We start from the raw sequence: 26582 nt of genomic DNA on the forward strand, positions 1-26582 counted from the left end.
CGCTGCCAAGAGGCGCTAGAGCTCCGGCTTTTTGTTGTTCATCATCATTATTTAATAGGTAAGGAGCGAGGGCTCATGAATCAAATTGGATCGCTGCAGCAGCTGTCCCGGTCTTTATCACAGCCCTTATTCCTACTGCCGGCGATTGCGGTTGTGCTGGCAGCAGGACACCTGCTTCAAAGCTTTGGCTTCACAGAAGCCGCAAACTGGCTGTCTTGGGCAGGAAAAGGCTTGCTTACCATGCTGCCTTACTTTTTCGCAATGGGCGTCGCATTAGGGATGTCCAACAACTCAGGCACGGCAGGCATGGCAGCTCTCGCTGGAATGCTCATTTTTTATCAGATCTCGCTACACGCGGGATCCTCCGAGATGGAGCCGACGGTGCTTGTCGGCATTCTGTTTGGCCTATTGGCAGGTTATGTGCATGAACGCTGGAGCAATCTCAAGCTGCCCGAGTATCTTCAGTTTTTTGCTGGAGCACGCTTTGTCATGCTGGTCATGCTCATATTCTCGTTGGGGCTTGCGCTCGTTTTAATGCTGATTAACCCTTTTCTGCTGCAGGGAATCGCTTTTTTGGGCAATGAGGTGCTAGAAATGGGCTCATTTGGCGTGTTCCTATACGGCGTTCTTCATCGTGTTCTGGTTGCATTTGGAATGCATCATATATTGAATAACCTCGTATGGTTTCAAATGGGTGAGTATACAGACGGAAGCGGCTTTACGGTAACGGGGGATCTGCCGCGATTCTTTGCGGGGGACCCTACAGCAGGTACATATATGGCAGGCTTATATCCAATCATGATGTTTGCACTGCCAGCGGTTGCGATGGCTATCATTCACGAGTCTCGTGAAGACCTTCGTCCAAAAGTGTTCAAAACTTATATGAGTGCTGCGCTCGGCTCTCTATTAACAGGAATTACAGAGCCTATTGAGTTTGCATTCTTGTTTGCTGCGCCTTACCTGTTTATCGCTCACGCTCTATTGACTGGAGGGGCAATGTGGATTACAGCTGAACTCGGCATTCGCCACGGCTTCTCCTTTTCCGCTGGAGCAATCGACTATGTTGTGAACTTTCACTTGTCCGAGCGGGCATGGCTTATTATTCCGATCGGCATCGTATTTGGCCTTATCTATTATCTGCTGTTCCGATTTGCGATTCGAAGGTTCCAGATTCCAACTCCTGGCCGCATTGAGGGATCGCTGCTTGATGATATGGCGGGGGATCTGATGCACCGCACACCGCTTATTATTCAAGCGCTTGGGGGCAAAGATAATCTTATTGATATTCAAGCCTGCATTACAAGATTGCGTATTCGAGTCAAGAATGATCGCTGGATAGATCGTCATGCTCTGCGTACGCTGGGAGCAGCCGGGGTGATACGGCTTGGAGGAGGTCATGTTCAAGTTGTATTCGGAACATACTCGGAATTGATTCGAGATGAGCTTCTGAAGCGTCTGCGCAAGGATGCGAAGCAGGTCTGGCTGCTTGCGCCGCTTCAAGGCAAGATGATGCCGATCGAAGATGTGCCGGATACCATCTTCGCAAAGAAAATCGTAGGCAATGGCGTGGCGTTCATGCCTGACAGAGGAGAGCTTGTCTCGCCTGTGGCAGGTGTTGTGCGCAATGTGTACCCGACGATGCACGCGATCGGGATCGAGAGCGAGGAAGGGCTTGAGATTCTCCTGCATATCGGCATCGAGACGTCCACGCTGAATGGAGCCGGCTTCCAAGCTTGTGTGGAAGAAGGCGATACGGTTAAGCCGGGGCAATTACTAATTAAGTTTGATATTCCATACATCAAGAAGCAGGGTCGTTCACTTGTTACCCCAATGGTTATTACCAACGGAGAACGGGTGGCCTCCTGGAGCTTCGCACCTTATACACATGTGAAAAAGGCACAGACCTCGGTGATGTCTGTGCTCCTCAAAGAAGACAGCACTAACGGGGGTGAGAAGCGTTGACGCATAAGGTAAAAGGCATTGGAGCATCGATGGGGATTGCAATTGGCAAGGCGTTTGTGCTTCCAACCTGGGAATGGGATATTCGAGAGGAGCGTATGGATCCATCGGATCTCGCAAAGGAATTTGAGCGCTTGTATGATGGAATACGTTCCTCGAAAGATGAGATTGTTTTTCTGCAAAGTGAGATTCGCGAGATGGTGGGCAGAGAAGAGTCGACGATCTTTGACGCCCATCTTGCCATACTGGATGACCCGATCTTTATGAGTGAGATTCAAGGAATCATTCAACGTCAGTACAAAGCGGCAGAGGTTGCGGTGAAGGAAGCGATCGACCACTTTGTAACGATGTTTGATCTGCTTGATGACGAATATATGAAAGAGCGCGCGCTGGATATTAAAGACGTGGGCAATCGCCTGCTGAAGCATCTGCTAGGGGCGCCGGAAATCAGGCTGCCTGAGGATACTCAGCCTTATATTCTCGTTGCGAAGGAGCTGTCTCCATCTCAGCTTGTGCATTTGAATCCGCAAAATGTGCTCGGCATTGCAATGCTGCAAGGAGGCAGAACCTCTCATTCGGCTATAATGGCTAGAGCGCTCGGCATTCCGCTTGTAGTTGGTCTTGAAGGCAAGCTGAGCGAGCCGATTCAGACTGGAGACCATGTCATCGTGGATGGCGAGAACGGCTACGTCTATGTTGAGCCGAATGAGGAGATCAAACATTGGTACGAGGAGAGAAGAAAGGCCTATATTCGGGAAGCGGATGAGCTTGCCAAGATTAAGGATCTGCCTGCCGCAACGCTTGATGGCCATACGATTCAGCTGGCCTCCAATATCAGCTCGACCAGGGAGCTTGATATTGCGCTCGGCGTCGGGGCAGAGAGCGTAGGCTTGTTCCGAACCGAATTTCTTTACATGGATCGCTCGTATGCGCCAAGTGAAATTGAACAGTACACGGTATATCGTGAAGTCGCTGAGACCTTCCCTGGCCAGTCAGTCATTATTCGTACACTGGACATCGGCGGAGACAAGCCGCTTGATTTCCTGCAGCTGGCCGATGAAGATAATCCATTCCTCGGATACCGAGGAATCCGAATTTGCTTGGATCAGACGGACATCTTCAAGACACAGCTTCGCGCACTGCTTCGCGCCAGCGCCTATGGAAAAATCAAGATATTGCTGCCAATGATCAGTTCGTTAGAGGAGCTGTATGCGGCAAAGGATGTGCTTGAGCAGGCCAAGCAGGAGCTGAAGCAAGAGGAGATTGCCTATGACGAAGATATTCTTATAGGCATGATGATTGAGATTCCGGCTGCAGCAGCATTGGCTGATCTTTTTGCAGAAGAAGTGGACTTCTTTAGCATTGGAACGAATGATTTGGTGCAGTATACGCTTGCTGTCGATCGGATGAATGAGCAGATTGCCCATATGTATGATCCGTTCCATCCTGCGGTGCTGAGATTGATTCGAAGCACGGTTCTTGCAGCGAAGAAGCATGGCATCATGGTTGGCGTATGCGGCGAGATGGCAGGAGACCCGCGTGCGGTTCCGTTATGGGTTGCGCTGCAGGTGGATGAGCTTAGCATGTCTTCTCGCTCTATTCCACGAGTGAAGCATGCCATCCGCAAGAGCTCTTTCGAAGATTCGCACGAGAAGGTGGAGCGGGTATTCCAGTGCCGCCGTAAAGCGGAAGTTGACGAGCTGCTAGGCATTGAGCATGGACCAGAGGCTGTTGATAACAAGCCTGAGACTGCACAGAATTAAGGTGGAGGTGGGAGAGTCTCCTACTTACTCCACTTACGAGTTGAGCAATAGAGAAAAGTAAACACAGAGCAAGACAAAGGAGCTGCCTAAGAAGGGCAGCTCCTTTATTGTAAAGACATATCCCCGGTTTCGACCAGGTGAAGGAAAGCTTCCTGTAAAAGGATGAGATTTCCTAGCTAGGTCATTGCATACCATGACCTTGGCAAGAAGCAGGCCACAGGTCTGCTGACCACATCATCATTTGGCAGCAAGCTCATCGCAAAATGCTTTGCCGTATGCAGGAAGGTCCGGCGGGCGGCGAGCTGAGATCAGGTTGCCGTCAACAACGACTTCTTCATCGAGCCAGATGGCGCCAGCGTTCTCCATATCATCGCGGATGCCTGGTGTGGACGTTACTTTTTTGCCTTCTAGAATTTTGGCAGAGATGAGCACCCAGCCTGCATGGCAGATTTGGCCTATAGGCTTGCTGGCGTCATTCATATCTCTTACAAGGCGAAGCACGTCCTCATAGCGGCGCAGCTTGTCAGGAGCCCATCCGCCAGGCACTAGAATCGCATCGTAATCAGAAGCTTGAACGGATTTGAAAGCATAATTCGACGTTGCAGGAACGCCGTATTTGCCGATATAGGTTTTTCCCGCCTCATCGCCTACGAGATGAACGAGCGCTCCTTCCTCGCGTGCTCGGTATACGGGATACCAAAGTTCTAAATCTTCAAACTCATGATCGACAAGCGCAATGATTTTTTTACTTGCAAGTCTCATTTTTAATAGTCCTCCTTGGAAATTCATCCTATTTTAAATGTTCAAAAAGGATCTAGAAATTGTACATTTTCCTCATTATTTAACCATACTTGCCCAACAAATAACACATAAACAAACGAAATAATGTGATAAAATGTGATACTAATCATATCGATTTACAAAGGCGTAATATGTAGTTTTTCTAAATGTGTAAATAAATACATGCAAACTTTTTGCAGGAATACGATCAAAAAAGTCGAAATAGTTCATATCTTTTAAGATTAAAAGAAATTTATGTTGAGTTCAGCATGAGATGGGTGAGTTGAAGAAGTATATGTTTTAATGGGGGGATCATCATGAATAAGCGTTGCAGTTGTGGGCATGACATGGATATTACTTTACGTACTGTTGTACATGCAAGAACGATCGAGATTCATCATGTACCAGTGTATACTTGTGCGGAGTGCGATTACTCCGAGCTTCTGCCTGAATTGAAGCAGGAAGTTATACAGCTGATGAAGAAGATGATGCAAGAAGAGCGTACGGGCAAAATGAGCGCTTATTTTGATGATGTGAATGAAGTGGCCAGCGTACTGAAAGAATGCGTAGATGCCGGGGGCTGGCATCTTGATGAATTGTTCCAACAGATCGGCGAAGAACGGGTGAATCACCTTCTCGATTTGTATTTGATGGCCAAGACTTGGAATGACAAGGAATGGATGTGCGATATTCAACGAAGACTAAAGCAAATCTCTGGTTTTAGAACGGAGACGTATCGGGTTAAAATAAGTTGAATAGAAGCATCTGAAGGGAGGATGGGAATGAATAGCATTCATTCTATAGAGGATCTAGAAGCATTTATTGCAGGTTCGCATGAACATCCGGCGGTGTTGTTTAAGCACAGCACAAGATGTCCAATCAGTGCCCAAGCTGCGGAAGAGATGAAGCAGGTTACAGCGCAATTTGAAGGGAAGAACATTGCATTTGGTCTTGTCTTAGTCGTTGAGGATCGCGAGGTATCGCTCGCTGCGCAAGATAAGCTTGGTGTCAAGCATGAGTCGCCGCAGGTGATGCTGCTGAAGGATGGGAGCGTAATCTGGCATGTTTCGCATCATCAGATTCGCTGTGATCGATTGGAGTCGATTCTCTCTCCAGTGAGCTAATTTTCGACAATTTTCATGTAAACTTAAGCGTGACATTGCGAATTTTCTGAAAATATCGTATGATTGACTCTAATATGTGTCGCATGTACGTATTAAATAAATTGGTTATTGGAGAGAAGGATCGTGACAGTAACTATTTATGATGTAGCAAGAGAAGCAGGCGTCTCGATGGCGACTGTTTCTCGAGTCGTGAATAATAACCCTAATGTAAAGCCACAGACCCGCAAGAAAGTGTATGAAGCGATTGAACGTCTTGGCTACCGTCCGAACGCCGTAGCTCGTGGTCTTGCAAGCAAGAAGACAACGACTGTAGGCGTTGTCATTCCTGACATTTCGAATTCCATCTTCGCCGAGATTGCACGGGGTATTGAGGATATTGCGAACATGTATCATTACAATATCATTTTGTGTAATGCCGACAAGAAGAAGGAAAAAGAGATTCGCGTTATCAACACCTTGCTGGAGAAGCAGGTAGACGGCTTGCTCTTTATGGGCGGTGTCGTTACTGAGGATCACCTTCAGGCGTTCCGTACGGCATCTGTGCCGATCGTGCTTTGTGCGACAACGGACGAGCAGGGATTGGTTCCATCGGTGGATATCGACCATGAAACGGCTGCTTATGACGCGGTTAATACGCTTATCCGCCACGGACATCGCGATATTGCGATGATTAGCGGAACGCTGCAGGATCCAGCGAATGGGTTCGCAAGATTCCAAGGCTATAAGAAAGCTTTGGAGAACGCGGGTATCGAGTACAAGGAAGACTTAGTACGTATTGGCAATTACCGCTATGAATCCGGCATTGAAGCAATGAAGTATTTCCTAGGCCTGAAGAAGAAGCCAACAGCGATCTTCTCAGCGACTGATGAGATGGCGATTGGTGCAATCCACTGCATCCAAGACGCAGGACTGTCCGTTCCGGAAGATTTCTCCATTATCAGTGTGGATAATATCCGTATGGCTTCTATGGTGCGCCCTCAATTGACTACGGTTGCACAGCCAATGTATGACATTGGTGCGGTCTCCATGCGCTTGCTAACGAAGCTGATGAAGAAGGAACATGTGGATCATGCGCATGTCATTCTTCCACATGAAACGATTCTTCGCTTGTCTGTAAGCTCAGTAAACGAAGAATAGGTTTAAGGTGCTCACAAGAGCAGGATGTTTACAAAAGCCCCGTTTGTCGGGGCTTTTTATCTGCTTAAAGATCATGATGGGGGGTTGATCATAATGACAATTGGCATTATTGGTGCGATGAATGAAGAGATTGCACTGCTGCTGGAAGCGTTGACAGACAAACATGAGGTTCAAGCTGCGGGTACGACGTACTATACGGGCATATTGTACGGCCAGAACGTCGTTATCTGCAAGTCAGGTGTAGGCAAAGTGAATGCAGCGGTAACCACACAGGTTATGATTGACCGCTTTGATGTTGGGAAAGTATTGTTCACGGGTGTGGCGGGTGCGGTTGACCCTGAGCTTAACATCGGGGATATCGTCATCTCAAGCGCCTGCCTGCAGCATGATATGGATGTAACACCGCTTGGATTCAAGCGGGGCGAGATTCCATACCAAGAGGAGTCAATCTTTGCGGCAGACCCAGCATTGGTTCAACTCGCACAGACAGTATGCGAATCGCGTTTTCCAGGACGTTATCGTACAGGCATTGTGCTATCAGGTGATCAATTTATTGCGAGCCGTGATAAGGTTCGAGAACTTCATGAAACCTTCCAAGGCGCATGTACGGAAATGGAAGGCTCAGCTGTTGCGCAGACATGTGCGCGCAATAGCCTCCCATTTGTTGTTATTCGCTCCATGTCTGACCGTGCAGATGGCTCGGCAGATATGAATTTTGCCGAATTCACGGTTATGGCCTCTAAACACTCACACCTTATTATCCAAGATATGCTGCAATCCATGTAGAAGGCTGCACTATGTATGAAGAGGCTTCTCCCATATACAGGAGAAGCCTCTATTTATGCTGCATGGAACGATGGAGAAACCGGCAGGTCATCGTACTCCATCTAGCGATAATGTCTCTCATCCATCTTAGCGCACGTATTCCATCGCAAGATGAGACACCTTCAGATTGTGCTCCGAAATCAAGGATCGTCTTGGCATTGGGGTCCATGTGCTCACATCGTCTAGCCATGTTGTTGGGAGTTCATGAATCGCTTGCTCCTTCCAGCGCTGAATCCATGATTCAGGAAGAGGAAGAATAGGGGAGTGATCCAGTTGTGCCGCAAGTGGATGATCAATCATCTCAAGCCAAAGCAGACTCCAAGCTCTTGGAACGACTCTCCAGATGTCATAGCCGCCTCCGCCTAGTGCTACCCACTTTCCATCACAGAATGCATGGGCAGCTTCATGAATAATACGTGGCATTTCTTTATAGATCTTCATGCTGCAATGCATATGGGACAGAGGATCCAAGGCATGGGCATCACAGCCGTGCTGGCTGACAATCAGGTCGGGTTTGAACACGGCCGCGGTCTGTTCCACTGTGCGTTTAAAGCAATCAAGCCAAGAATCATCCTCCGTGTAGGGATCTAGAGGAACATTGACACAGGCGCCGAAGCCTTCTCCTTCCCCTCGCTCATGTACGAAGCCTGTTCCAGGAAATAAGTACTTTCCTGTCTCATGAATGGAATAGGTCAAGACATGCGGGTCGGTATAGAAGGACCACTGGACCCCGTCGCCATGATGAACATCCGTATCAATGTATAACACTCTCGCTTGATATTTCTCATGAATGTGAGAGATAGCGACGGCAGCATCATTGTAAACGCAAAAGCCAGCGCCCCGTTCAGGAAAGGCATGATGCAGCCCGCCTCCAAGATGAAGAGCATGCGAAGCTTGTCCTGACATAACCGCCTCACATGCTGCAATCGAGCCGCCTGCAATGGAGGCGGCTGCTTGATGCATCCCTATGAAGTAGGGAGTCTCTTCATCATGCAGCCCGTATTGCTGCGCTCTTAATATCCAGTCAGGGTCTGGCAGCTCTTCGCTGAGCTGTATCACAGCCTCAATGTAATCTTCCCGATGTATGCGCTGAAGCGCTTGCAGACTGGCAGGGACGGAGCTATGTAACTGCTCTTTGCTTAATGCTCCGATCTCCATAAGCAGATCATTCGTGAGCAGGACTCGAAACTGATCAAAGGGATGCTCCTGATAAAAACGGTATTTCAGCACCTCTTCATTAAAAATAAAGACAGGTTGGTTGCTCATGAGGCAAAACCTCCAATTGTTAATACATAAACCGCTGCCGAAAACGAAGTCGATCAAACTGTTCCTTGGATGACAACGGCACATCCTTGCCAATTCGAACCATTAAACAATTCGCTGGATGAGAGCATATTTCTGGATCATCGGTCGCATACCAGATCATGCCTGCGGACTTCATGAGCAGTTCCATCATCTTGCGATAATCCCACACATTAAGGCCCGTTCCGTCCAGATCCCAATGCCAGTAATACTCGGTCGTGTACACAATGCAGTTCTCCAACTGATCATCCAAGAAGGCGAGCCCAATCATTTGCTTGCCTAGTCCAATCCCTCGGTAATCTCGGGCCACTTCAATGGCGCCAAGCTCGATAAGATCGTCCATCTTTCCTTCTGACCAGCGCTCGAGCGGGTCTGGATAATGAAAGGTCACATAACCGATGATCATGTCTTCGTCTCTCGCGATAATAATACGGCCTTCTTCTAGTTCTGCAATCTCAATCAGTGCCTGCTGCTGCTCATTAGGACGGCGGAAGGCATCTAGATCAGCGTGCATGTGAAGTGTCTCGATCGTGCTGGACTTCACAGGGCCTTCAATAATAACGACCCGATCCTCGAAGGGTATGACTTGAGCATGATAGCGCTTGAAGTGTTCCATATCGACAACTCCTTTAAGAGGCTCCTATTCGGTTATAGCAAATATAGGAATAAAAGAAAAGGCTTAACGCAGCTAAAAATGAAAATATGGATAATTTTGAAAAGGAAATAATAGGCACATACATAAAGCTGTGCTATAATAAATGTGCCAAAATCTTCAAAAAAGGTTCCTTGACACCATAGAATTGCACCATCGTCCTATCGTTAATACGTCTCATGTAAGCGGTTTAACTACCGTTACAAAGCCATGAAATGGTCTAGAGAAAGAATTGAAACAGGGAGATGAGTCTGAATGAGCAATGTGCAAGGAGAGATCGTAAAGGCAACGGCAGTTAATCCGAATCTGGTAAGTTATGAGGAAGCTTACTCTCAGTTCAATTGGGAGGAAGTAGAGAAGCACTTTACTTGGCATGAATCGGGCAAAGTGAATATGGCTTATGAAGCGATTGATCGTCATGTTGAAGAAGGCAGAGGCGATAAGGTTGCTTTGTATTACAGCGATAATGCTCGCGACGAGGCGCTGACGTATGCTGATCTATCGAGAAGATCGAACCAGTTTGCGAATGTACTGCGCAAATACGGCATTCAAAAGGGCGACCGCGTCTTTATTTTTATGCCAAGAACGCCTGAGCTCTATGTGAGCTTGCTCGGTGCCATCAAGGTAGGCGCTGTGATAGGTCCTTTATTCGAGGCTTTCATGGAGACAGCCGTTAAGGATCGCCTAGCAGACAGCGATGCGGTTGCGATCGTGACAACGCCAAGCTTGCTGCCACGCGTGTTGCGAGACGAGCTTCCTGCATTGAAGCATGTCGTGCTGGTTAGCCAGGATGCTGATTCCGTAGAGGGCACGATTAACTTTACTGATGAGATGGCCGAAGCTTCAGAGGAAGCAGAGATCGAGTGGCTGGATCGTGAAGATGGATTAATTCTGCATTACACCTCTGGTTCGACTGGAAAGCCAAAAGGTGTGTTCCATGTGCAAAATGCCATGGTGCAGCATTATTATACAGGCAAGATGGTTCTTGATCTTAAAGAAGATGATATCTACTGGTGTACAGCTGACCCAGGCTGGGTTACGGGTACATCTTATGGAATCTTTGCGCCATGGCTGAATGGAGCTACCAATGTGGTTCGCGGCGGACGCTTCAGTCCTCAGGATTGGTATGGAACGATACAGCGCTATAAGGTAACGGTATGGTATAGTGCGCCAACTGCATTCCGCATGCTGATGGGTGCAGGAGATGAGGTGCAGAAGGAATTCGATTTAAGCTCTCTTCGCCATGTTCTATCCGTCGGTGAGCCGCTAAATCCTGAGGTTGTGCGCTGGGGCTTAAAAGTATACAATCAGCGCATTCATGATACGTGGTGGATGACAGAGACAGGCGGACATTTGATCTGCAACTATCCTAGCATGGATATCAAGCCTGGCTCGATGGGACGTCCTATTCCTGGGGTTCAAGCCGCGATTATCGATGATCATGGCAACGAGCTTCCACCTTACCGCATGGGCAATCTGGCTATTCGCACACCGTGGCCATCTATGATGCGCAAGATCTGGAATAATCCTTCTAAGTATGAAGAGTACTTCCGATTGTCAGGATGGTATGTATCTGGAGACTCAGCCTATCGCGACGAGGATGGATATTTCTGGTTCCAAGGCCGTGTAGATGATGTCATTAATACATCGGGTGAACGCGTAGGGCCATTTGAGGTGGAGAGCAAGCTGGTTGAGCACCCGGCGGTTGCTGAAGCGGGTGTGATTGGCAAGCCGGATCCTGTTCGTGGCGAGATTATCAAAGCTTTCATTTCCTTGCGCGAAGGATATGCGCCATCTGAAGACTTGAAGAAGGATATTGCTAAGTTTGTAAAAGAAGGATTGTCCGCACATGCTTCTCCCCGCGAGATTGAATTCAAGGATAAGCTTCCTAAGACGAGATCCGGTAAGATCATGCGTCGGGTGCTGAAGGCATGGGAGCTGAATCTTCCTACAGGCGATCTGTCCACAATCGAAGACTAAGAGCAGCAGCACAAGCAATCTTACGGATCAATGATGATGAGCGACACAGTTATGCGATAACAGGCATTGCTGTTACCAAGCATCGCTATAATTCGTAATGGAATCTACAATGGGCATATCCTATGAAACAACGGACTTACCTTGCCGTGTTTCATAGGGATGCCTTTTTATTTTGCTTAAGCTATTTGGGATAATAACAATATGCTAGAAGCGGTCACTCTTGAATATTAGATCGAATCGTGTGATGTGACATACATATTTGCCAAAAGCATCTTGTATGCGTACCAAATGAACGAATGCCTTAAATATGCCAACTAGATGTCTTGGAAAAATAAAAAAAGCTCCTTGGAAGTGGGGGAGGTAAAGCATCCTCCACTTCCAAGGGGCTTGAATATTACGATCAAATTGCTATTATGTTTGAGTTAGCTTCCGACCTGCACGGAGCTTGAGGCTTGTGATTCTCCAGCGCTGTTAACTGCCGTGATTCGGTACCACCCCTCTGGCTTCAAGGTAATAATCTCAAATTCAGGGTTAGGCGTGGAGCCGATTCGCTGGTATTTGCCGTTGCTTGAGGAACTGAAATACACATGATATTCCGTTCCTTTTGCGGAGGCTTTCCAACTCAAGCTGATGCCATTGTTCGTTTTCTTATAGCTAAGCTGCGAAGGTGCTTCCGGCACAGATTCGCTTGGTGTTCCGGTCTCTCCAGTTCCAGGCGTTTCTTCAGGAGTGGAAGGATCGGTTGGTTCAGTAGGCTCTTGCCCTGATCCATTATCAGTGCCATTACCGTTGTCCTGACCACCGCCATTGTCACCAGGCTGCTCAGGAGGAGATTTGTCACCCCATGCAGCAGTAGCAGAGCGGCCAGATTCATTGCCGACAACATCCACAGCAGTAATATAGTAGCTGTATGAATTGCCTGCAGTAATGTAGTCAATGAATCGCATCTCGTCACCGGTAAGTACGGTCGTACCCACCTTCTGATAGCTGCCTCCATTCATAGAGCGGTACATGCGATAGCCAACAACATCCTTTTCAGGGGATTGGCTGAATCGTATCCGTACCGAAGAATCGCTGACAGGCTCCACTCGGACAGTTGCAGGGGCACTAGGCGCCTTGCCGTCGTCTTTGCGCGGATCAGGCTTGGAAGGAGCATCTGACGTTGCATCCTGCGGCAGATAAGACTCCAATGAACGGCGTCTGCTGCTCGACGATAGATGATTGAGCGCTTTTTTAAGCTCCTCAACCAGTTCACCAATTGGCTTCTCACGTTTAACGACAATCTTTTGCTTCGTCATATCATCAGGGGTTGCTTCATTGGCAATGTAGTTAACCCCGTTGTACGTAATGTACTTCATATTGACAAGCACGTCTTCTTGTTCTGTCGGTATATACTTGCGATTAAAAATATCGGTTACAAGACGGTTCGCTTGGCGAGTAAGCTCGCTTGGAAGCTTGCCGCTGTATCCGGATACTGTCATGCGGACAATGCCATCAGGTCTTTCAAAGTCCTTGGTTTGCAGCAAATCAGGCTTATCCTTCATGACTTGGTTCATAACTTTTGACCAAATTTCGGTTGAACGGGAGTACGCACTCCTATTCAGCAGATGAATTTGCTGTTCGTAACCGACCCAGATCCCCATTGTAACGTCTGGCGTGTAGCCCACGAACCATGTATCTGCATAGTTCTGTGTCGAACCGGTTTTCGCTGCGACATCGATGCTTCCGTATCCGTCGAACTCGCTTCTTACACGACGACCTGTGCCTCGAGAATCAGAGATGACCGTCTTCAGCATATCTGTCATCAGGTACGCGCTTTGCTTGGATACGACTTGCTCGGGCTTCGTCTCATGCTTGTAGACGATATTTCCGTTAGAATCCATAATCTTCGCGATGAAGTAAGTCTCGTTGAATTGGCCCTGATTGGCAATTGCTCCATAAGCGCCGGTTAGTTCTTGTACGGATACACCTAAGCTCAATCCACCGAGTACACCTGTCTGAGCCTGATAATCTGCAGGCTGAATCGTTGTAATGCCAACCTTCTCAGCGAACTTCCATGATTTGTCAATTGTTACTTTGTCAAGGAAGATCTTCAGCGCTGGAAGGTTCAAGGACTGATTCAATGCATCTCTAGCGGTAACTAGTCCTTGATATCTGCCATTGGCATTACCCGGAATATGATACCCTCTGTTGCTGTCCTTCAAAATGATCGGAGCATCGTCCACGATGGAAGCAGGCTGAATAAGACCCGCATCAATCGCAGGCAAGTAAGCTGCAATTGGCTTCATTGTCGAACCAGGCTGGCGCAGCATCTGCGTAGCAAGGTTCATCTGCTCCTCATAGAAATCACGGCCTTCGATCATACCGAGAATTGCCCCTGTACGATTATCAATCATCATACCGGCTACCTGCTCGATGCCTTTGGTCTCGCTATCTGGCGTGAAGTTGTCCGGGTTGTCGGAGACCTTCTTCATTGCTTTGTAGATCGTCTTGTCAATGGTCGTGTATACGCGATATCCGCCGCGCTGAAGTTCTAGACGAGCATTTTCGATCAGTGATGCATTTTCTTTTTTGCTAAGATCCGCTTTGGTTAAAGTAGGGTTCTGCTGAAGCACGAGAACTTTAGCGGCTTCACGCTCAGCTTCCAACATCAGGTATGGATAGGTGGCGTAGGCTTTTTCTTTTGGCTCGGCAAGAGAACCGCGGATGTCAAAGGCAACGGCTTCATCATATTGCTGCTGTGAAATTTTTTGTTCTTCGAGCATGCGTCGTAATACGAGCTTCTGACGCTCGATGGCTCTCTCGATCCCTTTTTCGTTATATTCGCCTTTTCCTGTATAGGCGGTATAAGCGGAAGGGAGCTGAGGGAGACCTGCTAAGTATGCGGCCTGCGCAACATTAAGCTCTTCAAGCTTATCTACGTTGAAGATGCCCTTTGCTGCGGCTTTGATCCCAAACACATTATAGCCGTTCGATCCGTTGCCGAATGGAACCTGATTTAAATAAGCAGTAATGATTTCTTCTTTTGACATGGAGCGTTCGATTCGCATTGCAAGCAAAATCTCTTTTGCCTTGCGGCTGTCTGTACGATCCAAATTTAAAAATACACGACGAGCTAATTGTTGGGTTAGGGTACTTCCTCCTGTCTGAACAGGCATTTTCATGACCTTTTGCACAACGGCTCGTGATAAGCCTCGTATGTCTATTCCGTTATGCTCCCAAAAACGATTGTCTTCTGTAGCGATAAGAGCATCGATTACTACAGACGGGATCTGATTAAATGTAACGAGGGAGCGGACTTCATCTGTTCTCAGCTGACCGATCTGAGAACCGTCGTTGAAGTAGACATATCCTGTAATGGCGTTCTCCATAATCTTCTCTTGGATGAGTTGTTCGCTTCGAATCGGCTCATCCTTGACAAGAGAAGTGACATATCCAAGTGCCGCACCGCCTACAAAGAAGCAGCATAGCACTGTAAAGAGCATGAACCACTTCGTTACCGTCCATAAGGTACGGCCGAAGGATCGCTTTGGACGTGCTGGAGAAGGATCGCCACTGGTCTTTTTCTCCTCAACCATGCATGTTTTCCTCCTTAATGATTGCAGCGCTCTTCATTATACCATAAAAAAGTACGCAATATCTGCAACTATAGACGGATCAAAATGCAAATAGTTACAAGATTAGACGACTTTACAATCATTTATGTATAGTTTGCTGGAAAAATGACGGACAGGCAGGAGAGGAGAAAACGGAGCTGCATGCTGCGAGCCTTCTTAAAGCGAAGTCGCCTTAATGTGAATGCTTTATAGAGAGACGAAGAAGTGAAGAGCAAGGGAGATGAGTTCATAGAGGGGGCTAATCTAATGAAGGGAATAGGGTATCAAGATTGAAGATTGGAAAAAGGGGACTGGAGACGGGCAAAATAAAAAGCTGTCCAAAGCCAGCTAATGCTGACTCGGGACAGCCTCTTATGATTAACGGCTGTAGAACTCGACGATTTGCTTCTCGTCAATTTCAGTGGACAACTCAGCGCGCTCAGGAAGACGAATAAACTTACCTTCCATTGCTGCTTCGTTGAACTCAATGTAAGCTGGCAGGTGATGACGACCTTCTACAGCTTCTTTGATGACTTTCAAGCCACGGCTTCTTTCACGAAGGCCGATAACATCCCCTGGAGTTACCAAGTAGGAAGCGATGTCGACTTTCTTGCCGTTTACAGTAACGTGACCATGAGATACCAATTGGCGAGCACCAGCACGAGTGTTGGAGAAGCCAAGACGGTAAACAAGGTTGTCCAAGCGGCTTTCGAGCAAGAACATGAAGTTCTCACCAGCGATACCTGGAAGCTTCACTGCGCGATCGAACAAGTTGCGGAATTGCTTCTCGTTCAAACCGTACATGTGGCGCAATTTTTGTTTTTCTTGCAATTGAACGCCATAACCGCTCAATTTCTTGCGTTGGTTAGGACCGTGTTGTCCTGGCGCGTAGTTGCGCTTTGCCAATTCTTTACCAGTACCGCTCAAGGAAATACCAAGACGACGGCTTAATTTAAACTTAGGACCTGTGTAACGTGCCATGTAATATTGACTCCTTTGTCTACAAAAATATAGGTTGAAATGCGGGTGTCTTCGTGTGAGTGCCATGCTGAAGCCAATTAAGAAGAGATCAATCGGATTCTTCGCATCCTCGGCTCAGGTACGAGTAGTTTCAGCCGCTGTCGCACCTGCGATGAGACTCTGAGGGTGACACAACAAATTCGCCCATATTCATCACATAATTCTATAAGAAATGAATAGTCAATGTCAAGAGGAAATGACGTTAGTCCGCATTGCGCCTTAGATCGACATAATCCGACGGAACTATTTATCATGATTCGACATAGTTCCAAATGCCTATATTTTTTATGGAAACTTATGATTCTTGCTTCAAAGTGTAGTATGATAGAATTGTACAATCTTACTAGAACATAAAGGAGATCAAGATGACGGATCGCCAGTTTCCCCATCATAGATCATTAACGATAACTGAATCTAGCAACCCGAATGCTGCTTCAATGTATTGTAAGGCTGATCCCGTAGAGCACAGTGACTCCTTCATTCCGAGTGACATCACGGAGCATGATCTCCCTTATATTGAGTCTTTTGTACGACAGGCTTATTCTAGCTGGCTGTGGCATATTCCTAGGCATGTGGTTCAGGAGCTTGGTACTCCTGCTCTATACAGCTATGATGGCATCTTGTTGTCTGAAGGTTCATGGAACCAACAGGAAGAGAGAGGCTTTGACAGTGAGCGCTTGGTTCAAGCCTCAATTAAGAGCGGCAGGACTGAGATGTGCTTATATGAGGATCAGGCTTATGTAAGCGTTCCGATTTGTTCACACCAATCGGAACTGGTGTTTGCTGTATTGGTGTACGAAGCAAAAGAGGATTGGACGCGCTCGGAAGCCTTGGCTATAGAAGGATGGGCTCTTCAGCTGCAGCAAGGATTCTACCGGGAGTATGAGCAGCTCTTCATTGACGATTTGAATCGTGCTCGCTGCCATGCAGAATTTGAAGCCAAGCGCAGAGACACGGTATGTGATATGATCCAGACCATTCACCATCATATCGATGTGGATGCGGTGCTCGCCCAGATCATGCTCGGCGTGAAAAAGCTGTTGCCGACAGCTACAGCTGAAGTTTACGTTACGCAGGAGCTTCGTATCGATAATCCTAGAGTCAAAGTTCTGATGTTTCAGCCGTGGGAAGATACGATCGTTAAGCAGGCGTTTATTACGGGAAGCGTGTGCTCGGATGAGCGGGACGACGGCTGCGAGATCGCGCTTGCGCTCAAAGGAAAGCAGGGAGCCTACGGCGTGCTTAAGCTTCTCTTCGAGCAAGATGTTCCCGAGCCCTCTGAGCTTCAATTTGTTCAATTGATTGTTGAGGCAGCCGGGGCAGCGTTTGAGAATGCCAAGCTTCATGAGCAGGCGAATGCGGTTATTCAAGAGCTCAGCTTCATTAATGATCTGACGACAAGAATTAATCAGACGCTGCATTTAAAAGAGATATTTGATGACGCTACTCAGGAACTGTCGCGTGTATTTCAGGCTGAGTACTGCATCTTGCTGCAGTATCATGAGGAGCTTGCCCGATACGAGCTCGTCTCACAAAATGTTCGTGAAGATCATGATTCGATTCAAGAAACGATTTGCTTCTATAAGCATCTGCCGATTGTAAAAGAGCCCTTCATTATCTCTGACGCTATGGAACAAAGCTATGGGCAGATTGACTTCTTCGAAGTGCTCAATCTTCGATCGGTCATTGCAGCGCCGCTTATTGCTGGAGGCGTTATCAAAGGGATTGTGATTGTAGGCGATTCCGAGCCGCGGTTCTTTACCTATGATAATTTCAAGCTGCTGCAGAAGCTTGCTCAGCATATGGGGCTTGCGATTGCCAATGCGACGCTGCATGCGCAGGTGAAGCATCTTGCAGACAAAGACCAGCTGACGGGATTGTATGCAAGACATTACTTGAATCAGCAGATCGACGAACAGCAGAGAAGCACGCGCTGCGGGTCTTTGATCGTAATTGATATCGACTTCTTTAAGCTCATTAATGATACGTATGGACATCTAATGGGCGATCAGATCTTAAGCCAGGTCAGCCGTGTTATCAGCTCTTCCATTCGTGAAGGTGACATTGCGGCTCGGTGGGGCGGAGAAGAAATTGCCATTTACTTTCCCAACCTGCATGCTTCCAATGCGTATAAGATTGCAGAACGAATTCGAAAGCGGATCGAGAAGGAGACAGAGCCAAGCATAACGGTATCCAGCGGAATTGCACAGTGGGGGCAGCATGATGAGCATATCAGTGTGGAGAGCTTGTTCAATCGCGCAGACATGGCATTGTATCAAGCGAAGCAGATGGGTAGAAATACGATTCATATTCATGCAGAAGCAGAATAAGGCGAATAACGAATTTCGTATTGAGATACGCTAGACGAGACGGTGATTGTCACTGTCTCGTCTTTTTGCTGTATTGTAAGCCGATTATATGAGAATGCGGGGTGAAGCCGTATGAACATGAAAAGAACAGGTGCCATGCGAAGGTTTCTAATGATGCTGATGTGCTGCAGTTTATTGTCTATCGCGGGCTGCCGCGGCCCCAGCGATATGCATCCTCATGAAGTGGTAACAAGATCAATTGATGGCTTGTCTGGGGAGGACCATTTCCTTTTCAAAGGCATGACGGAGATTCGAGCGGGTGAACGCGAGGTGCTTACGAAGCGTCTTCGGTTCGAAGGACAGGTTAAGCATCATCAAGGAATGTATATGAGGCTTATAACCCATCCGCGAAAGGAAAATACGACGACAAGCCGCTGGAACCCCTTGAAGCTGCTCGAGGAGCTGGGGGAGGCAGAAACGACAGTGGAGCGTGTTGAGCCGACGAAGGTGTTGTATGCGTTATATGCTCAGCAAGGCACTTCAAAAAAAGAGCGTGGCGTTACAGAGCCGACATTTCCGTTAGATGAGGCACAGGCCTATCATATTCAAGTGGAGGGGCAATCTGCCAAAAAGATCTTCGCTTCTAAAGTATGGGAAGACTATAATCAGATCGTGCTGCCCCATGAAAAAGTGATGGCCGTACATGATAAGCTCAGCCGTTCAGACGCGGTGCGGCTGGAGCAGGAATTGAACGAGGCGGAAGCTAAGCATCGAGCTGAACTGGACAAGCTGCTTAAGGGCTGTAAGGTTGATGCTGAATATGTATTGTGGATTGACCGTAAATCACAGCTTCCTTTGCGTTTGGATGGCAAGATGAAGGTGTATTATAACGATAAGGGCAAGTCTAGTGAGACGATAAGGACGGTTTCGGAGTTCACACGAACTCGCTGACTTGGCCAAAAGGACATGATACAATAAGAAAGGTTTGGCAGCAATTGCCGCTCTCGCTGTGGCATCGGCCATAGTGAATGTAAATGCACAGTCATCTGAGGAGGAACAAAGGCATGAAAGATCCACGTATTCAGCAGTTAGCACACAATCTGGTCCATTATTCGATTGATGTACAGCCAGGGGAGAATATTCTTGTGGAAATGATCGGTTCAGAGCGTGAATTGGTCAATTGCTTGATTGATGAGATTGGCAAGGCTGGGGGTCGCCCATTTGTCGAATTGACAGATCGCACCGTACTTCGATCTCTGCTTATGAATGCATCGAAGGAACAGATGGAGACTTGGAAGGAATATGACCTGCTTCGCATGGAGCGTATGGACGGCTATATCGGCATTCGTGCAGGCGAGAATGCGAATGAGCTGTCTGATGTTCCAGAAGAGAAGCAGAAGCTGTATAGCTCCATCTATTCTCATCCCGTACATATGGAAGAGCGTGTGAAGCGCACGAAGTGGGTAGTGCTTCGTTACCCGAATGCTTCAATGGCACAGTTGGCCAACACATCTACGGAAGCTTTCGAGAATTTCTATTTTGATGTATGCAATCTTGATTACTCGAAGATGGATCGCGCAATGGATGCGCTGAAGGAACGGATGGAGAGCACGGACAAAGTGCGTCTTGTCGGACCTGGAACGGATATCAGCTTCTCGATTTGCGATATTGCCGCAATCAAGTGCTCCGGTCAGCGCAATATTCCAGATGGAGAAGTGTATACGGCGCCTGTTCGAGACTCAGTTAATGGCACAATTACTTACAATACGCCAACCTTGTACAACGGCACCACGTTTGAGAACATCTCCTTTACCTTTGAGAATGGCAAGATCGTGGATGCTAAGAGCAATGACACGAAGCGCTTGAATGAGATCCTCGACTCTGATGAGGGAGCTCGTTATATCGGAGAATTCGCGATTGGCGTGAATCCGTATATCCTTCATCCGATGAAGGACATCCTATTTGATGAGAAGATCGCAGGCAGCATTCACTTTACGCCAGGTCAAGCTTATGAGGAAGCAGACAACGGCAACCGCTCATCGATTCACTGGGATTTGGTGCTTATTCAGCGCCCAGAATACGGCGGTGGCGAGATGTACTTTGACGATGTGCTTGTACGCAAGGATGGCCTGTTTGTGATCCCTGAGCTAGAGCCTCTTAATCCCGAATATTTGAAGTAATTAGACAAGCGTCTGAATTTTGGAAATACCACTATTTTCAGAATGAAATTCCTTGCAGGCATAAAGTGTTCAAGGTATGATGATGGTAGTAAGTGAACATACTTCAATATTTCTCATTATATGGAGGGATTACGATGTCCGACAACACGGCAGTAGTAGAAATTTCCCAAAAAGCAAACCAATTCAGATCTTCCATTGTTCTGCAAGCAGAGAACAAATACATCGATGTTAAAAGTATCCTGGGGTTGTTCACTACTTTGGTTGGCAATCATGCCTATGAATTGCATGTCCATGGACCAGATGCTGACGAAGCGAAGAAAGCCATGTCTGAAGTATTCGAAAAGCATGGTCTTAATGTAAAGGTTGTAAGTGAATAAGAGATTGAAACTTTGAGTTCAGATGAACTGCAAAAGGCCGAGAATAACGAGAACCATTCTCGGTCTTTTTGTGTTTGTCTCTTGTGTTCAACATCATGATAGTCTAATATGGTGAATAGAACAATCATGATTCCGGGTCATAGGGGGGATATTGGCATGACTTCGTCGAATGCAATGCAGCAAATAAATGATAGAGCGCTGACCTTGTTGGAGGAGGAAGCGCATCAGATAGAGAAGCTTATACAAGTTCAAATGGAGAACTTGGCGACTCGTTACTGCCCTCTCTATGAGGAAGTGTTGGACACGCAGATGTATGGCTTCTCCAGACAGGTGGACTTCGCGGTGAAGGCGGGTCTTGTGGATGAGAATCTTGGCAAGCAGCTTGTCAGCAAGCTAGAACGCAATCTGGCAACACTGTATGAAGCGCTTGAACAATCACTGCGCAGATCGCAGCGATAAGATACCAGCTTCGCTGGAAGCATCCTTTAAACATGAGTAACCGTTGTCTAACGGTTATTGCGATGTCATTTCTATGCCATGAAGAATGTAGAGATGTGGCTGCTGCAAGACGAAATGAACATTCTGATAAGGTAAAATGAAAAGCTTGAATGACGAGTAGGTCATTCAAGCTTTTTTTGTGAGTTAAGGACTCGCTTAGGCAGGGATCAGATAGAAGGAGGCTCCGAGAATCACATACACAACTAACAGCAGCAGCCCTTCGTACCAATTGGTTTTGCCGTCTTGTGAGATGGACTTGGCGATAAATACCGAGACCATAATGGCTACTATCTCAATAATTGAGAATACATAATCCATTGTATTGCCGAACGCTGCACTGACAAAGACGAGCACAGGGGCCACGAACAAGGCGATCTGCAAGCTGCTTCCAATCGCGATCTCTACAGATGCGCCCACCTTGTTCTTCATGGCCAAGAAGATGGCAGCGGCGTGTTCAGCGGCATTGCCTACGATTGCAATGACAAAAGCCCCGATAAAGAGCTCATTCATGCCAAATTGCACAGAGAGCGCGTCGAGTGTGCCGACGAGCCATTCACTGGCGAAGGCAACCATAACCGTTGCAACGACAAGCATCAGGATGGAGGTCGACTTGCTCCAAGCGGGGGCTTCTTCGAGCGTAGGTTCTTCTTCCTTTTGCTCTTCAGCTAGAATGTCCTTATGGGTCATCATGGAGAAGACAAGCCACAGAATATAAGCGAGTATAAGCACGCCAGCCACGATAAGGCTCAGTGTCGTAACCGATGCATCAGAGATCGTATGGGTATTAAAGAAGACAGCGGGTACAAATAAAGCAATGGTGGCAAGCACCATCAAAGAGCCGTTCATTCTAGCCAGATCGGCATTAAAGCTTTGGACCTTATACTTCAGACCGCCGCAGAACAGGCTTAGACCAAGAACAAAGAGCAGGTTGCCGATGATCGAGCCGGTTAAGCTTGCCTTGACCATCTCAAACATGCCTTCCTTTACTAGAAATATCGCAATGATAAGCTCTGTTGCATTCCCAAAGGTTGCATTGAGAAAGCCTCCCACACGTTCTCCGGCATAATGGGCTACGCTTTCAGTTGCCTTCCCAAGAAAGGCGGCAAGCAGAAGAATAGCTCCCGCAGAGAGAATGAAGTTAACGATCATCCCCCAATGCAAATAGTGGCCGGCGGCGCTAGCAGCAAACAACACTACGAGTGCGGCATAAAATATTTTTGTTTTCACAATTCTCTCCTCCATCAACAACAATCTACATAAGTAACTTGAACGGATTTTATTTCCAATATACCTCGCTGACAACTTATTTTACACCTAAAATAGTTTCATGAAAATACGTGTTTGATTTCACGAAAATCGTTCAGTACAATAAGGGTAATGAAGAGAAGGAGGATGACGACGATGGCAGAGGAACAATTGTTGAATGAGGAAGGTAATATTCGAATTTCGAATGATGTCGTTGCGACCATCGCCGGCATTGCTGCCTTGGAGACGCCGGGGATAGCGGCGATGTCTGGAGGGCTATCGGAAGGCTGGGCGAAGCGCTTAGGCGGCAAGAACGTACAGAAGGGCGTCACCGTGGAAGTAGGCCAGGTGGAAACGGCAATCGATCTGCGAGTAATCGTGATTTACGGAATGCCAATTCAAGAGGTGTGTAGGCAGCTGCAGCTGAATGTTCGCGAGGCTGTGCAGAATATGACGGGACTTTCCGTTGTTGAAATAAACGTCAAAGTAGAGGGCGTAGATTTCAAGGATGAAGAGCCAGAGGAGATCCCGCGCATTAAATAAAGAAAAAAAAGACTACACAGGCCGAATCGGCCGGTAGTCTTTTCTATGTTCTACAGTCGTTTTTCTCGTTGTCTTCTCTTGTGAGACTCGGTTCCACTCTCTTGATATGCTTAGCAGTATTCCAACGCTAGCCATCGTGATAAACAGCGATGTTCCTCCGGAACTGATAAATGGCAGCGTAACCCCCGTAATCGGAATCGTTCTCGTGACTCCCCCGATATTAATGAAGGCTTGAATGGCAATATTGCCGATAATCCCTACACCCACAAGCGTCCCGAATATATCCGGACAGCGAAGCGCTATGAGCAGCCCGCGGAATATAAAGTAGGCATAGAAGCATAAAAAGATTGTTGTGCCAATGAAGCCGAGCTCCTCTGCAATAACGGCAAAAATAAAGTCGTTGTACGGATAAGGAAGATAGAGCAGCTTCTGAATGCTTTGGCCAAAGCCAGCGCCTGTCCAACCGCCGTGAGCAATCGCTTTGAGAGACTGCAGCAGGTTGTAGCTTGCGTTCTGAGCATCATGGAACGGGTCGAGCCAAGATTGGATGCGTCCCATCCGATAACCGCCGTCTGTTCCGCTGGATGGGATCAGCATGTTGATGCCGAGCACGGTAATGACACCGAGCAGACCAACAAGGGCGCAGTTGAAGATGTGCTTCAGATTGGCTCCGCCGGCAATGACGATAATTCCAGCGGTAATGGCGAGAATAAAGGCTGAGCCAAAGTCAGGCTGCAGCATGATTAGTCCGATCACAAAGCCGACTATGATCATCACGGGGAATAGTCCCCGCTTGAACTCTCTGAATTTCTCTCCCTTTTTCGTAATCAGAGCGGATAAGTACAGCACGATCGCGATCTTGGCGATCTCGGTGGGCTGCAAACTAATCTTTCCCAGTCTGAACCAGCTCCTGGCTCCATTGATAGATACGCCAAAGTAAGGCACTAACAAGAGCAGGACAGCCGTAACAATAAATAAGGGCAAAAACCATTTTTTATAGAACTGATACGGGATGTTCATTGCAATGAGCATTGCAATAAACCCAAGTACGGCCCACATCAGCTGACGTTTGACGAAGTAGAAGGCATCGAAGTTGAAATCTTTTGAAACGGCAGCAGTATTAGAACTCGCACTAAATACCATGACGACGCCGAAGCCCACGAGCAGCAAGGTCAGCACAAGCAGTTGGAAGTCCGGCGTTCCTTTACTGAGCTTAGGGGACGAAGGTTTACGTTGCATGGATTTGTATGATGTTCGGTTCAAGGATTAACCTCTAGGCAACCAGTGCTTGCTTCAATTGCTCAAGCTTCTGCTTTGCAGTCTTAAGGATGTTTTGGGGAATGGTCCCTTCGTAATCCACGCCGTGCGGAAAGGATGCGCGGCCCATGTAGACAGCTTCAATCTTCAAGAGCGCATCTGCTTTCTCCAATTTGCCTTCCGTTACGCGCGTATTGATACGAACATAGTAATCCGCGTGATTGTCTTTATCTTCGATCTTAAGATCGTATGTAGCGCGGTACAGTTCCCATTGCCCACGAAAAAAGCCAAGCTCTTCGGATACTTCGTCCAAGTAGGCTAATTCGGATACAAGGCCATCAAGGCCTGAATTCTCAATAATCATGTGCCATTTCCTCCTTAAATTCTACATATCGCCAACTTCAATCTATTCCATGATAGTATGTTTGAACCCGTTCTGCAAGATAGCGAATCTTGCAATGTCTACGGAAGAGAAAGGAAATGATGTGAAATTAATGTGAATTATTATACATCATGAACCAATGATTCCAGATGATGCAAGTGGACTGTTCTATTTATGGAGAGCATGTGATCTATGAGAAGCATGATAAGGATGATAAGCGTTAAGCCGGCGTGCTTGTATCCGCATTCACCACCAAGCAGCGGTTATGCTACAATAAGGTCCATAGCGAGGCGTTGAATCTGCTGATTCAAAGACGGGAGAGGACGTTGAGTATGATGGACAATTGGAACATTCATCTAATGGAGTGGCACTTCGAAGATACGATCCAGTGGCGAAGGCACTTGCACATGAATCCGGAGTTATCTTATCAGGAGAAGGAGACATCAGCCTTCATTGCTCAGAAGCTCCTCGAATTTGGTATCGACGTTAAGACCGGCATTGGTGGTTATGGGGTCGTTGGCACGATATATAATGGAGAAGGCCCGATCGTTGCGCTGCGTGCGGATATGGACGCGCTTCCGATTCAAGACGAGAAGGCATGTGAATATCGATCAACGGTAATGGATGTGATGCATGCTTGCGGCCATGACGGCCATGTGGCTTCGCTGCTCAGCGCAGCCAGGCTGCTCAATCAGCACCGGGACAAGTGGAAGGGGGAGCTTCGCTTTATCTTCCAGCCTGCTGAGGAGGTAAGCCCTGGCGGCGCACAAGCGATGATTAAGGAAGGCGTGCTCAAGGGTGTAGATGCGATCTACGGGGTGCATTTATGGGCGCCATTGAAGCTTGGACAGATTGCGACCCGTGAAGGAGCGATGATGGCTGCGGTTGACGACTTCAATCTGACGATCTATGGGAGAGGCGGCCATGGCGGCATTCCGAACGCGTGCATTGATACGGTCGTTATCGGTGCTGCGATTGTTCAGCAGCTGCAATCCATCGTAAGCCGCAATGTGTCTCCACTAGAGCCGGCTGTTATTACGGTAGGATCAATTCAAGCGGGAAGCACACAGAATGTCATTGCGGATCGAGCGGTGCTCAAAGGTACAATTCGCTCTTTTAATCCTGAAGTCCGCGAACTGCTGCGTGCTCGGTTGGAGACGATGGTAGAGCATATGTGTGCCATGTATGGCGCTACCTTTCAATTGGATTATAAGGTGGGCTACCCAGCTGTCGTGAATCCTGCAGCGGAAGCCGCTAGAGTTGAACGAGTGGTAAGAGAGACTTTTGGCGAAGAATATGTAGCTGCTACGGAGATGATGATGCCTGCAGAGGACTTCTCCTATTATTTGAATGAGATCCCGGGTTGTTTTGTATTTGTGGGGGCTGGCAATGACGAGGGAGCGAAGTATCCTCACCATCATCCTCGCTTCGATATAGAAGAGCAGGCTATGCTTCATGCCTCTAAGCTGCTCATTGCACTGGCCTTGGATGTGCTGTCTAGCGGGAATATTGTGATTAAAAAATAGAATCGGCATAAAAAAATAGACAATGGGGAAATCTATCCAAGAAATCATAAGAGCAGGATGCGAAACGGCTATGATAGGCTCTCCTCTTCCGGCAGCATGGGGAGATAATGAGCTGGCCAAGGCATCT

At 47.5% G+C, this 26582-nt stretch carries 22 protein-coding genes; 14 read left to right on the forward strand and 8 right to left on the reverse strand.

Features of this window, described 5'->3' with window-relative positions:
• Positions 1–75: 75 nt before the first annotated feature.
• Entirely contained in the window at positions 76–1962 is a 1887-nt protein-coding gene (locus tag B9Y93_RS02275) for a glucose PTS transporter subunit IIA (protein WP_085492727.1), read from the forward strand.
• On the forward strand, positions 1959–3722 hold the full coding sequence (ptsP, locus tag B9Y93_RS02280) for a phosphoenolpyruvate--protein phosphotransferase (protein ID WP_085492728.1): 1764 nt from the start codon (positions 1959–1961) through the stop codon (positions 3720–3722). Before B9Y93_RS02275 ends, ptsP begins: the two co-directional genes overlap by 4 nt.
• 237 nt (positions 3723–3959) lie before the next feature.
• Here ptsP and B9Y93_RS02285 read toward each other — a convergent pair whose 3' ends face one another.
• Positions 3960–4484, reverse strand: coding sequence for a type 1 glutamine amidotransferase domain-containing protein (locus tag B9Y93_RS02285; protein ID WP_085492729.1), 525 nt, complete (start codon positions 4482–4484; stop codon positions 3960–3962).
• 335 nt (positions 4485–4819) lie between these two features.
• Here B9Y93_RS02285 and B9Y93_RS02290 point away from each other — a divergent pair, with 335 nt between their 5' ends.
• The 4 genes from B9Y93_RS02290 (at position 4820) to B9Y93_RS02305 (ending at position 7549) form a co-directional block, all read left to right on the forward strand.
• Positions 4820–5257, forward strand: coding sequence for a hypothetical protein (locus tag B9Y93_RS02290; protein WP_085492730.1), 438 nt, complete (start codon positions 4820–4822; stop codon positions 5255–5257).
• A gap of 27 nt (positions 5258–5284) precedes the next feature.
• A complete protein-coding gene (ytxJ, locus tag B9Y93_RS02295; protein ID WP_085492731.1) occupies positions 5285–5626 on the forward strand; it encodes a bacillithiol system redox-active protein YtxJ in 342 nt (113 codons plus the stop codon).
• Between the two features lie 123 nt (positions 5627–5749).
• Entirely contained in the window at positions 5750–6763 is a 1014-nt protein-coding gene (ccpA, locus tag B9Y93_RS02300) for a catabolite control protein A (RefSeq protein ID WP_085492732.1), read from the forward strand.
• Positions 6764–6856: 93 nt separating this feature from the next.
• Positions 6857–7549: a 5'-methylthioadenosine/adenosylhomocysteine nucleosidase gene (locus B9Y93_RS02305; protein ID WP_085492733.1), complete on the forward strand. Its 693-nt coding sequence runs from the start codon at positions 6857–6859 to the stop codon at positions 7547–7549.
• 126 nt (positions 7550–7675) lie between these two features.
• Here B9Y93_RS02305 and B9Y93_RS02310 read toward each other — a convergent pair whose 3' ends face one another.
• The gene (locus tag B9Y93_RS02310; protein WP_085492734.1) at positions 7676–8854 is read right to left on the reverse strand and encodes an acetoin utilization protein AcuC; all 1179 of its coding nucleotides are present in this window, start codon (positions 8852–8854) and stop codon (positions 7676–7678) included.
• Positions 8855–8873: 19 nt separating this feature from the next.
• Positions 8874–9506, reverse strand: coding sequence for a GNAT family N-acetyltransferase (locus B9Y93_RS02315; protein ID WP_085492735.1), 633 nt, complete (start codon positions 9504–9506; stop codon positions 8874–8876).
• A gap of 291 nt (positions 9507–9797) precedes the next feature.
• Here B9Y93_RS02315 and acsA point away from each other — a divergent pair, with 291 nt between their 5' ends.
• Positions 9798–11522 (forward strand): acetate--CoA ligase, encoded by a 1725-nt coding sequence (gene acsA / locus B9Y93_RS02320; RefSeq protein WP_085492736.1) that lies wholly within the window; start codon positions 9798–9800, stop codon positions 11520–11522.
• A 422-nt stretch (positions 11523–11944) separates the two neighbouring features.
• On the opposite strand, the gene B9Y93_RS02325 is transcribed toward acsA, so the two are convergent.
• Positions 11945–15100: a transglycosylase domain-containing protein gene (locus B9Y93_RS02325; protein ID WP_085492737.1), complete on the reverse strand. Its 3156-nt coding sequence runs from the start codon at positions 15098–15100 to the stop codon at positions 11945–11947.
• Between the two features lie 396 nt (positions 15101–15496).
• Entirely contained in the window at positions 15497–16099 is a 603-nt protein-coding gene (gene rpsD, locus B9Y93_RS02330) for a 30S ribosomal protein S4 (RefSeq protein ID WP_085492738.1), read from the reverse strand.
• A gap of 404 nt (positions 16100–16503) precedes the next feature.
• On the opposite strand from rpsD, the gene B9Y93_RS02335 reads away from it, so the two are divergent.
• The 5 genes from B9Y93_RS02335 to B9Y93_RS02355 all read left to right on the forward strand — a co-directional run bounded on the left by B9Y93_RS02335 (position 16504) and on the right by B9Y93_RS02355 (position 21463).
• A complete protein-coding gene (locus B9Y93_RS02335) occupies positions 16504–18468 on the forward strand; it encodes a sensor domain-containing diguanylate cyclase (protein WP_085492739.1) in 1965 nt (654 codons plus the stop codon).
• A gap of 111 nt (positions 18469–18579) precedes the next feature.
• Complete coding sequence (locus B9Y93_RS02340) at positions 18580–19398, forward strand: hypothetical protein (protein ID WP_088547377.1); 819 nt, start codon at positions 18580–18582, stop codon at positions 19396–19398.
• Positions 19399–19511: 113 nt separating this feature from the next.
• Positions 19512–20627 (forward strand): aminopeptidase, encoded by a 1116-nt coding sequence (locus tag B9Y93_RS02345; RefSeq protein ID WP_085492741.1) that lies wholly within the window; start codon positions 19512–19514, stop codon positions 20625–20627.
• Positions 20628–20761: 134 nt separating this feature from the next.
• Positions 20762–21004 carry an HPr family phosphocarrier protein gene (locus B9Y93_RS02350; protein WP_085492742.1) on the forward strand — a complete coding sequence of 81 codons (243 nt, stop codon included), beginning with the start codon at positions 20762–20764 and terminating at the stop codon, positions 21002–21004.
• Between the two features lie 156 nt (positions 21005–21160).
• Positions 21161–21463 carry a DUF1507 family protein gene (locus tag B9Y93_RS02355; RefSeq protein ID WP_085492743.1) on the forward strand — a complete coding sequence of 101 codons (303 nt, stop codon included), beginning with the start codon at positions 21161–21163 and terminating at the stop codon, positions 21461–21463.
• A 195-nt stretch (positions 21464–21658) separates the two neighbouring features.
• Here B9Y93_RS02355 and cax read toward each other — a convergent pair whose 3' ends face one another.
• Positions 21659–22729 carry a calcium/proton exchanger gene (gene cax, locus B9Y93_RS02360; protein ID WP_085492744.1) on the reverse strand — a complete coding sequence of 357 codons (1071 nt, stop codon included), beginning with the start codon at positions 22727–22729 and terminating at the stop codon, positions 21659–21661.
• A gap of 174 nt (positions 22730–22903) precedes the next feature.
• Here cax and B9Y93_RS02365 point away from each other — a divergent pair, with 174 nt between their 5' ends.
• The gene (locus B9Y93_RS02365; RefSeq protein ID WP_085492745.1) at positions 22904–23290 is read left to right on the forward strand and encodes an Asp23/Gls24 family envelope stress response protein; all 387 of its coding nucleotides are present in this window, start codon (positions 22904–22906) and stop codon (positions 23288–23290) included.
• 12 nt (positions 23291–23302) lie between these two features.
• On the opposite strand, the gene ftsW is transcribed toward B9Y93_RS02365, so the two are convergent.
• Together ftsW and B9Y93_RS02375 are read right to left on the reverse strand one after the other, a co-directional pair.
• Complete coding sequence (gene ftsW / locus B9Y93_RS02370; protein WP_085493926.1) at positions 23303–24529, reverse strand: putative lipid II flippase FtsW; 1227 nt, start codon at positions 24527–24529, stop codon at positions 23303–23305.
• Positions 24530–24563: 34 nt separating this feature from the next.
• Positions 24564–24911, reverse strand: coding sequence for a YugN family protein (locus tag B9Y93_RS02375; protein ID WP_085492746.1), 348 nt, complete (start codon positions 24909–24911; stop codon positions 24564–24566).
• 350 nt (positions 24912–25261) lie between these two features.
• On the opposite strand from B9Y93_RS02375, the gene B9Y93_RS02380 reads away from it, so the two are divergent.
• On the forward strand, positions 25262–26455 hold the full coding sequence (locus B9Y93_RS02380) for a M20 metallopeptidase family protein (protein WP_085492747.1): 1194 nt from the start codon (positions 25262–25264) through the stop codon (positions 26453–26455).
• The last annotated feature ends 127 nt before the right edge of the window (positions 26456–26582 follow it).

It is taken from the genome of Paenibacillus aquistagni (assembly GCF_900177815.1).
Classification (GTDB): domain Bacteria; phylum Bacillota; class Bacilli; order Paenibacillales; family Paenibacillaceae; genus Paenibacillus_B; species Paenibacillus_B aquistagni.

Bases quoted from the DNA above. Each gene is read 5' to 3' on its own strand.
- ytxJ (WP_085492731.1), top strand. From the start codon at position 5,285: ATGAATAGCATTCATTCTATAGAGGATCTAGAAGCATTTATTGCAGGT.
- B9Y93_RS02355 (WP_085492743.1), top strand. From the start codon at position 21,161: ATGACTTCGTCGAATGCAATGCAGCAAATAAATGATAGAGCGCTGACC.
- B9Y93_RS02290 (WP_085492730.1), top strand. From the start codon at position 4,820: ATGAATAAGCGTTGCAGTTGTGGGCATGACATGGATATTACTTTACGT.
- B9Y93_RS02340 (WP_088547377.1), top strand. From the start codon at position 18,580: ATGAACATGAAAAGAACAGGTGCCATGCGAAGGTTTCTAATGATGCTG.
- B9Y93_RS02335 (WP_085492739.1), top strand. From the start codon at position 16,504: ATGACGGATCGCCAGTTTCCCCATCATAGATCATTAACGATAACTGAA.
- rpsD (WP_085492738.1), bottom strand. From the start codon at position 16,099: ATGGCACGTTACACAGGTCCTAAGTTTAAATTAAGCCGTCGTCTTGGT.
- ftsW (WP_085493926.1), bottom strand. From the start codon at position 24,529: ATGCAACGTAAACCTTCGTCCCCTAAGCTCAGTAAAGGAACGCCGGAC.
- B9Y93_RS02275 (WP_085492727.1), top strand. From the start codon at position 76: ATGAATCAAATTGGATCGCTGCAGCAGCTGTCCCGGTCTTTATCACAG.
- B9Y93_RS02305 (WP_085492733.1), top strand. From the start codon at position 6,857: ATGACAATTGGCATTATTGGTGCGATGAATGAAGAGATTGCACTGCTG.
- B9Y93_RS02310 (WP_085492734.1), bottom strand. From the start codon at position 8,854: ATGAGCAACCAACCTGTCTTTATTTTTAATGAAGAGGTGCTGAAATAC.
- B9Y93_RS02350 (WP_085492742.1), top strand. From the start codon at position 20,762: ATGTCCGACAACACGGCAGTAGTAGAAATTTCCCAAAAAGCAAACCAA.
- B9Y93_RS02375 (WP_085492746.1), bottom strand. From the start codon at position 24,911: ATGATTATTGAGAATTCAGGCCTTGATGGCCTTGTATCCGAATTAGCC.
- B9Y93_RS02365 (WP_085492745.1), top strand. From the start codon at position 22,904: ATGGCAGAGGAACAATTGTTGAATGAGGAAGGTAATATTCGAATTTCG.
- acsA (WP_085492736.1), top strand. From the start codon at position 9,798: ATGAGCAATGTGCAAGGAGAGATCGTAAAGGCAACGGCAGTTAATCCG.
- B9Y93_RS02315 (WP_085492735.1), bottom strand. From the start codon at position 9,506: ATGGAACACTTCAAGCGCTATCATGCTCAAGTCATACCCTTCGAGGAT.
- B9Y93_RS02380 (WP_085492747.1), top strand. From the start codon at position 25,262: ATGATGGACAATTGGAACATTCATCTAATGGAGTGGCACTTCGAAGAT.
- B9Y93_RS02345 (WP_085492741.1), top strand. From the start codon at position 19,512: ATGAAAGATCCACGTATTCAGCAGTTAGCACACAATCTGGTCCATTAT.
- B9Y93_RS02325 (WP_085492737.1), bottom strand. From the start codon at position 15,100: ATGGTTGAGGAGAAAAAGACCAGTGGCGATCCTTCTCCAGCACGTCCA.
- B9Y93_RS02285 (WP_085492729.1), bottom strand. From the start codon at position 4,484: ATGAGACTTGCAAGTAAAAAAATCATTGCGCTTGTCGATCATGAGTTT.